This window comes from Paramuribaculum intestinale, from assembly GCF_003024925.1.
Lineage (GTDB): Bacteria > Bacteroidota > Bacteroidia > Bacteroidales > Muribaculaceae > Paramuribaculum > Paramuribaculum intestinale.
The window spans coordinates 1-8,936 of the sequence record NZ_PUED01000108.1 but is presented as its reverse complement, the minus strand read 5'-3'; the positions used below and the strand labels follow the sequence as shown (position 1 = coordinate 8,936).

Sequence of the window (8,936 nt, the reverse complement as noted above, 5' to 3'; positions counted from 1 at the left end):
AACCTGCACGCCTCGCAGCACTCGCACCTGAAACGAGCGCGTCTACCATTCCGCCACCTGGGCAATAATTTATTACTTTTACACCCCCTCTGGGGTTTTGCGTTGCAAAGTTAGATTTTTTTTTCGAACTGTGCAAATTTTTCTGATGCAACATATCATGTTTTTTTACCGACACTCCATAAAATCATAAACAAAAGCATCCATAATACGCATAAACACACCAACAACCCACAATAAATCACGCCATTACGAAACACCCGCTGATATGTTTTAACATCACAGTCTGAAATAAGAAACTTGCATGGCTCACTCTATTTGAAATCTACGCGCTTTATTTGAGCTCTCTGCTCTCTATTTGAAGTATCCACAATCTATCTGACATCTCTGCGTTCACCGAAATGCCATCCAACTCGCATGCAATATGAACAACATACGTCCGACAAAAAGATCATACACCGATCTGAAGTTTAGAGGTATTGCAAACTCCATCAGATCGCAGATTAAAGCAATCTCAGTTTAGTCCCTATACCCTGTTAAATATTATGTCTTACAGACTCGCGACTCATACAGATTGTCATCAGCTGTCAAGATCTACGATATAACGGAAAAAGCGGGACCGACTCCAGTTGAAGAAGTCAGTAAGATCCACTGCGTGGACTACAATCATACCCGAATGCGTCAGCCTGACGTGCTGCGGAAGCACTCGGTAAAAAACGACAGTCCCGTATAATGGCAAGCATACTGCTTCAGCGGCTCTATACATGAATCTGTTTGATCATAAGGATTATCACACGATGGCTTTTACACTGAGAAACCGACCATCGAAAATCTGCCGTCCATAGCTGTACTTTAGTTCAACCGTAGAGTTCAACCGGCTATTTCACCAACTGAATGGAGCACGGTACGTCGCGCCATAAAACACATCGTGCGCACCGTCCACCCGACTGAAACCACAGATCTCTGCTGAATTAATCAACAATCAACATAAAGACGATGGCCATGTGTCAGGCACCACAATCTGACACATGGCCATGTTTTTATTCCGATAGCGAAAACGATGCCGGAAAGTCCAGTGGACTACAACACACTCGTTTTCGACACATTACACACCTGTCAACGCGCCACAATCTTGCTCACCGCTCCGTCGCGGCTGCGGTAAATATACACGCTGCCTGGTCTTAAAGCACTGCGTCCGACACGACGGCCATTGAGATCAAACCATTCTCCGTCGCCGCCTCCGGTCTCATCGCCGGCTACGACTGTAAGCGACGTCGGTATCTGCTCGAACTCACAACCGAGCGCCATATCACCCGTGACTACGATCGTTCCGTAGCCTGCCGACATATCCAGCGTCCGCCCGTCGACAGTTATCTCCTTCAGCCGATAACCTTCAGCCGCCGATGCAAATACATACAGCGTCGAGCCAAAGTCGTGATATATCTCTGATGCCACCGGATCGCCGGTGCCGAGGCCATCGGCACCCACCGACCGATACACCGTGAGATTCCCGTGAAGATGACGCCCGATCAGCAGACGGTGACGGTCGATGGCAAACACCGCCGCTATATCGGTCGGGCTTCGCACCGAAAGGACGAATCCCGAGGGGTCATCAAGATAGCGGCTCAGCATCTCCTGACCGTTGACCGTTAAGGATTCAATATGATGATGGTCTGCCGACGACAGCACTACGCCAATCTTCGCACCGTCGGCAACCACAGTCCCCGATTCAAACGAAATGTCCGACATGGTGCATGTCATCGTCCCCTGCCCTATAGAACCAAACACCACCGGATAATCCGAAGCAAAATAAGCCACACACTCCATATCCGCATCGCCCGACAGTTCTATCTCCGGCTCATTCCATACCTCGCCGTTGACAGTCCACTCGACAAAGCGGTCATACTCCGATGCTGCAACGGCTCTTATACGCACCACTGCCCTGCTCGTGACCGACTGGACACCGACAGACTCACCTACGATCTCCGCCCTACCCTTTGTCGGATCAGCCGAACGCACACTCACTGTGCGCTCGGCCTTGATTGCGTGATCAAACACCGCGACAAGCGACAGATCCCCCTGGCCGGGCCATTCAAAACGGCTGCCATCCCCAGGGCCTGAAGTACCTCCCTCGTATATCCACCCCACGAAGGTAAATCCGGCTGACGCATCGGCATAGAACGCGTGCGACTCGCCATAGCGTGCCTCTACAGCAGTCACGCCGTCGCTGTCTATCCATACCTTGCCGCCGCTGCAGCCCTCCGGACTGCGGGAGGCCACACGCAAATGATACACACCCGCGGCATCAGACACAAAGACGCTCAGCAGTTCTGTCGGCCCCGTTACAGTCACACAGTAGGTGCCGTCCGGTTCCTGTCCAACCGGCACGCCGTTGACTTTTAGCTGTGACGGCAGATACATCCTGTCAGCCGTTAACGTCACAGTTAGTCGTGTGCCCTCCTCCACCATCTCTCCGTCGGCTACCTCCATGCCATCGGCTGTTGTCACCGTCATCGAACCGTTGCCGCCGTTGCGCAATGTCAGCTTATGACGCTCTTTCTGCGGATCATCAGGATCAACCGGAGGCACAGGATCAATACCGGCGACACTGAACACGGCCGTAAGTGTCGTATTGCCCCACACCTGATACTCCATTGAGGCTTCAGCCCCCACCGATATCCCACCGGCATTCCACCCCTCAAACACATAACCATCTGCAGCAACAGCATTTATCATCATCCGATCTCCGACCTCACAGCTACGCTGCACAGCCGTTTCATCATCCGCTATCCATACTTTTCCGCCCGACGTCGGACTTGCTGTCAGATTCACAAGCACACGGTTGTCATCCGGCATATCTGTGGCCGGCTGCATCGTCAGCACATGAAAGCCAAGCTCACCCGCCACCTCATGGACAAAACCTGTCAGATCCATCGGCCGCGTCCAATTTGCATCCCTCTTCATCTCAGTTGTGATCTCAAGCGAGTTGTTTTCCTGCGAAAGTCTGATCAGCTGCTCGTCGTCGGGATACTGTCCGATATTGCGACACACCGGATTGACCATTCCCAGGTAGACATTGACACCTCGCAGCCGCAGCATACGGTTATTTGACGACTTGCGGTCGGCATACAAATCGGCAAATGCCACATCCGACACCGGAGCTTCACGCTTTGACCCCGATACTGTCACCGGAGCTCCCATAAGCACTATCTTAGGCGAAACGGCGGTAGAACTCACCTCATAACGTCCTGTCACATCCGACAAGACAGCACCCTCCTCCGGCTTCCAGTCACCTGTATAAGCCGGATGATTTGACAACAGCAACAGTCGATCGCCATCGGTCACCACCGCATCTCGACTATTGCCTACCACAGCCACTACCGTCAGAGGCATGCCTATACTGACAAGTGAATTGACAGCCGCAGAGCCGTCAAGCAGCCCCGCCAGACTCTCCTGCGGCAGCACTGCTTCACAGATATCAGCACTGACCGAAATATCACTCTCTACTGCAAACGAGGCGCTACTATCGGCAGTCATAGCCATGCCATCTACCATAATCGACTGCACCACATAGTTCGAAGCCGGACGAACAGTCACCGTCACATACTTTCCATCATCTACCGTGCCACCCGAAACGACTGTCTGCCCATCACACACCACTTCTATCTCACCATGCGAAGGCTTCTCGTATGTCACTGTCCAGATCTTTACAAACCGTGCGGTCAATGATGTCGACGACTCCACCGCAAAAGTATAATCGGCCTCACCCGACATCTTCTTCTCACCATCATACCAGCCTTCAAAACGCGCTCCCTGACGCGCTACAGCCCTGACCGTAACCGATGTGCCGACCACGACTCTGCCAGAGGATACGTTCACTTCACCCATCTCGGCATCACTTGACGACACCGTCACATCACACTCCATGACAGCTACATTCTCTTTGGCAAATACCGCCACATATCCTATGTCGCATAGCACCGGATCAGTAGTATACTGCTCTTCGGTCGACACCTCTTTCCCGTTGAGAGTCCATCTGACAAACTCATATCCTTCTGCCGGCGTTGCAGTCAGCTTCACCACATCACCATCCGACACCACACTCTCCCCTTCATCACCCTCTACCTTCACACTCCCCGCGCCATCAATATTGACATATCCATCTACCGACCAACTTATCGGTGCGGACTTCACCTCTGAATCCTTGTCTATATATGCATATATGTCTGAACCCATACTTTCCAACATACCGACAAACAGATAGCTGTAGTTTTCTATGCATGACGTAGCTCCAAAGATTGTAACTTTACCAGATTCCTTAATTACTGCTTTTTGTGACTGTATACTCTTAATCGTCCCCTTGAATCTTATCAGCCTGTTTGCATACTCCAGACTGACCTTTGAAGCCTCCACCTCCTCCGGAATCATATAGAAACGTTCAGCATCCGACAATGCGCGTCCGGAAAAAATACTTCCACAAGTCGATGTACATTTTAAGTAAGGAATATCCGACGCATGCTGAACTTCACATACCAAATTGGTTAACTCATTGGTAACACCGTCAAAAAAGCTCTTATAACCTTCTTTTTGCAAAGACGACACAACACTAAGCCTTACACAAAAATCATCCTTGCCATCTGTAACATACAAATTATCATAAAACTTACCGACTCTGTAAAGCCTGTCAATTTTCACCACCGTACCTGAACTAAGATCTCTGATCTCGCTTAACAAGCCAACACTCAGAGGCGAATCCTTAGTCTGCGCCACTGCCACCACGCTCCACACGATCGCTGCCACAACAGCCATAATGCTACGCATTAAATTGTTCTTCATCTGATTTAAGGTGTTATATTACTATATCAATCATGCATTTACCTCGCACAATCACCGTGATGACTGCCGAGCAACACGTTTGACAAATGTATAAAAAAAACGACTACAATCCCTTCCCATACACTATGTTCTACAACATATTCCATCAAATCTCCTCAATTTTTCCTCCTCCCGACTGCTCCGATCACCTCCGATCCCGTCCGGCTTTCCGATTGCACCGGTCAATACGATCCTATGATAAAAAACAAAGCTGCCTCCATGGTCGCAGTGACCATGGAGGCAGCTTGTCAAAAAGGGGGCGGTTACCTACTTTCCCGCTTTCGCAGTATCATCGGCGTAGTGAGGTTTAACTTCTCTGTTCGGAATGGGAAGAGGTGGAACCCTCACGCTAACACCACCTGAATATCGTTAACTGGAAGCGATCGCAACTGACTCCGAAAAGGGAGTGAGTCATCCGGTATTCGCTGCTGTGACCTTTATAGCGCCTGCGCTCAAGGCGGAGAGCTTCAGGCCGGGTCTGAGGCAGCTGCGGATTTGTTTCTTTCTCCTCCGCCACTCTCACTAGAAGAGCGACGGAGGCTGCGGAAAGGGTTCGGGTGATTAGTATCGCTCGGCTGTGGACGTCACCGTCCCTGCACCTGCGACCTATCGACGTCATCGTCTCTGACGACCCTTGTGTGGAAATCTTATCTTGAGGGGGGCTTCGTGCTTAGATGCTTTCAGCACTTATCCTTGCCAGACGCGGCTACCCGGCGGTGCTCCTGGCGGAACAACCGGCACACCGGAGGTCTGTCCAACACGGTCCTCTCGTACTAGTGTCGGGTCCTCGCAAATTTCCTGCGCCCACAACAGATAGGGACCGAACTGTCTCACGACGTTCTGAACCCAGCTCGCGTGCCACTTTAATAGGCGAACAGCCTAACCCTTGGGACCTTCTCCAGCCCCGGGATGTGACGAGCCGACATCGAGGTGCCAAACCACTCCGTCGATATGAGCTCTTGGGAGGGATCAGCCTGTTATCCCCGGAGTACCTTTTATCCTTTGAGCGATGGCCCTTCCATACGGAACCACCGGATCACTATGCTCTAGTTTCCTACCTGATCGACTTGTCGGTCTCCCAGTCAAGCGCGCTTGTGCCATTACACTCTGCGGCCGGTTACCAATCGGCCTGAGCGCACCTTTAGAAGCCTCCGTTACGCTTTTGGAGGCGACCACCCCAGTCAAACTACCCACCAAGCAATGTCCTCGCATCGCGAGTTAGAAACCAAATGCGCAAAGGTCAGTATTTCAACAACGGCTCCACGATGACTGGCGTCACCGTCTCACAGCCTCCTGACTATCCTACACATCGCGCACCCGGTCCCAATGCTAAGCTGCAGTAAAGGTTCACGGGGTCTTTCCGTCCCGTTGCGGGTAATCGGCATCTTCACCGATACTACAATTTCACCGAGCTCACGGTTGAGACAGTGTCCAGATCATTACACCATTCGTGCAGGTCGGAACTTACCCGACAAGGAATTTCGCTACCTTAGGACCGTTATAGTTACGGCCGCCGTTTACCGGGGCTTCAATTCAAGGCTTCTCTTGCGATGACCTCTCCTCTTAACCTTCCGGCACCGGGCAGGTGTCAGGCTGTATGCTTCATCATTAAACTTCGCACAGCCCTGTGTTTTTGTTAAACAGTTGCCTGGACCTATTCTCTGCGCCCTCCCATACAGGAGGGACCCCTTATCCCGAAGTTACGGGGTCAATTTGCCTAGTTCCTTAACCGTGAATCACTCGAGCGCCTCGGTATCTTCTACCCGACCACCTGTGTCGGTTTGCGGTACGGGCCCTGTTACGATATGCTTAGCGGGTTTTCTTGGGAGTATGTTTCCATCCGCTCTCCGCTCGCCCGGGGGCTCGCGGTACTGTCCCGATTCACAAGTCCTCCGGATTTGCCTGGAGAACATAAAGCTACACGGTTTAACGCACTATTCCGTCAGTGCGCGGGATTTCCACTCCTCCGTCACCACATCGCTCGCAACAGGGGTAACGGAATTTTTACCGTTTGTCCATCGGATCCGCCTTGCGGCTGCTCCTTAGGCCCCGACTTACCCTGATCCGATTAGCGTTGATCAGGAACCCTTGGTCTTTCGGCGGGAGGGTTTCGCGCCCTCCTTATCGTTACTTATACCTACATTTGCTTTTCCGATCCCTCCAGCATGGCTCGCGCCACACCTTCACAGGGCTACGGAATGCTCCCCTACCAACTGTGGGTCCAGCCCACCGTTCCATGGCTTCGGCAGCCGGCTTATGCCCGCGTATTATCCATGCGGGATCACTCGACTAGTGAGCTGTTACGCACTCTTTAAATGAATGGCTGCTTCCAAGCCAACATCCTAGCTGTCCTTGCAATCCCACCTCGTTATGGTCTTCAACTTAGCCCGCATTTGGGGGCCTTAGCCGATGGTCTGAGTTGTTCCTCTCTCGGACGCGGACCTTAGCACCCGCGCCCTCACTCCCGGGATTCATGCCGCGGCATTCGGAGTTTGTCAGGACTTGATAGGCGGTGAAGCCCTCGCATCCTATCAGTCGCTCTACCTCCGCGGTATAACACCCGAGGCTGCACCTAAATGCATTTCGGGGAGTACGAGCTATCTCCAAGTTTGATTGGCCTTTCACTCCTACCCTCAGGTCATCCGAAAGCTTTTCAACGCTTACCGGTTCGGCCCTCCAACGGGTGTTACCCCGTCTTCAGCCTGCCCAAGGGTAGATCACTTGGTTTCGCGTCCACCCGCGCCGACTAACGGCGCCGTGTTCCGACTCGCTTTCGCTTCGGCTCCGGGCATCACTGCCCTTAGCCTCGCCGGCGCGGGTGACTCGTAGGTTCATTATGCAAAAGGCACGCCGTCACCACACGTAGTGGCTCCGACCGCTTGTAGGCACATGATTTCAGGGTCTTTTTCACTCCTCTGTTCGAGGTTCTTTTCACCTTTCCCTCACGGTACTGGTTCGCTATCGGTCTCTCGGTAGTATTTAGCCTTACGGGATGGGCCCCGCAGATTCACACAGGATTTCTCGTGTCCCGCGCTACTCAGGTGCCGCCTCGCCCGGAATCACAGTTTTCGCCTAAGGGGCTGTCACCCGCTTTGGCCACGCTTTCCAGCGTGTTCGGCTAACCGTATTCCATCACTTTACCGGCGGTCCTACAACCCCGCCAGACGCGTCGCCACGCCGGCGGTTTGGGCTATTGCGCGTTCGCTCGCCACTACTTGCGCAATCACTATTGTTTTCTCTTCCTCCGGGTACTGAGATGTTTCAGTTCCCCGGGTTCGCTCCGGTCACAGACCGGTGACGCACTCTTCGCGCGCCGGGTTGCCCCATTCGGAGATCTGCGGCTTGATGAGTATTTGCCTCCAACCGCAGCTTATCGCAGCTTGTCACGTCCTTCGTCGCCTCCGAGAGCCAAGGCATCCTTCATGTGCCCTTCTCTCCTTTCCTTTTACTTCGCCTTTTGACTCTACGTCAGATATCCGTCGTTCGTCGTGCTCATAAAAGCACATACGCCCGATGATTTCACTCGTTTCTATTGTCAATTGCTTGCCATCTCTGACTTGCGTCATCAATGACTATCGCTTCCAGTATGTCAATGTTCTCTTTGTTTACTATCCCGAAGCGTCAAGGCTCCGGAATTGTAGTCCCTGGCAGAGTTGAACTGCCGACCTCTACATTATCAGTGTAGCGCTCTAACCAACTGAGCTAAGGGACTGCACTTCAACCCCCGATGCCGGGGATAATGCGTTATAAAAAGCAACAGCCGAAGCAGCCGGCGGAAAAACATCCGCCGAAGAACCGTCGATGACATCATGCATATCGTGAAAGACATCAGAAGTCATCTCTCTGTCGTTCGACCGCCGATTGTCTGCCGGAATCCGGAAAACTCGCGCTTTCAGGCTTCCTGACGGCGTCGTAAGAGGTCATGGCAGGACATGCGCTCCAGAAAGGAGGTGTTCCAGCCGCACCTTCCGGTACGGCTACCTTGTTACGACTTAGCCCCAGTCACCGGTTTTACCCTAGGGCGCTCCTTGCGGTCACGCACTTCAGGCACCCCCGGCTTCCAT

1 protein-coding gene, 1 tRNA gene and 3 rRNA genes are annotated in these 8,936 nt (G+C 52.6%); all 5 read right to left on the bottom strand.

The features are described 5' to 3' along the window. Positions 1 to 1,113: 1,113 nt before the first annotated feature. Positions 1,114 to 4,233, bottom strand: a complete 3,120-nt coding sequence (locus C5O24_RS08705) for an InlB B-repeat-containing protein (protein WP_161553860.1) — start codon at positions 4,231 to 4,233, stop codon at positions 1,114 to 1,116. A gap of 893 nt (positions 4,234 to 5,126) precedes the next feature. After that, positions 5,127 to 5,235: ribosomal RNA gene (rrf, locus tag C5O24_RS08700) — 5S ribosomal RNA — on the bottom strand. Between the two features lie 178 nt (positions 5,236 to 5,413). Then, positions 5,414 to 8,316 (bottom strand): 23S ribosomal RNA (locus tag C5O24_RS08695). Positions 8,317 to 8,510: 194 nt separating this feature from the next. Further along, positions 8,511 to 8,584: transfer RNA gene (locus tag C5O24_RS08690), tRNA-Ile, on the bottom strand. A gap of 231 nt (positions 8,585 to 8,815) precedes the next feature. Continuing rightward, positions 8,816 to 8,936 (bottom strand): 16S ribosomal RNA (locus C5O24_RS08685); the annotation flags it as partial.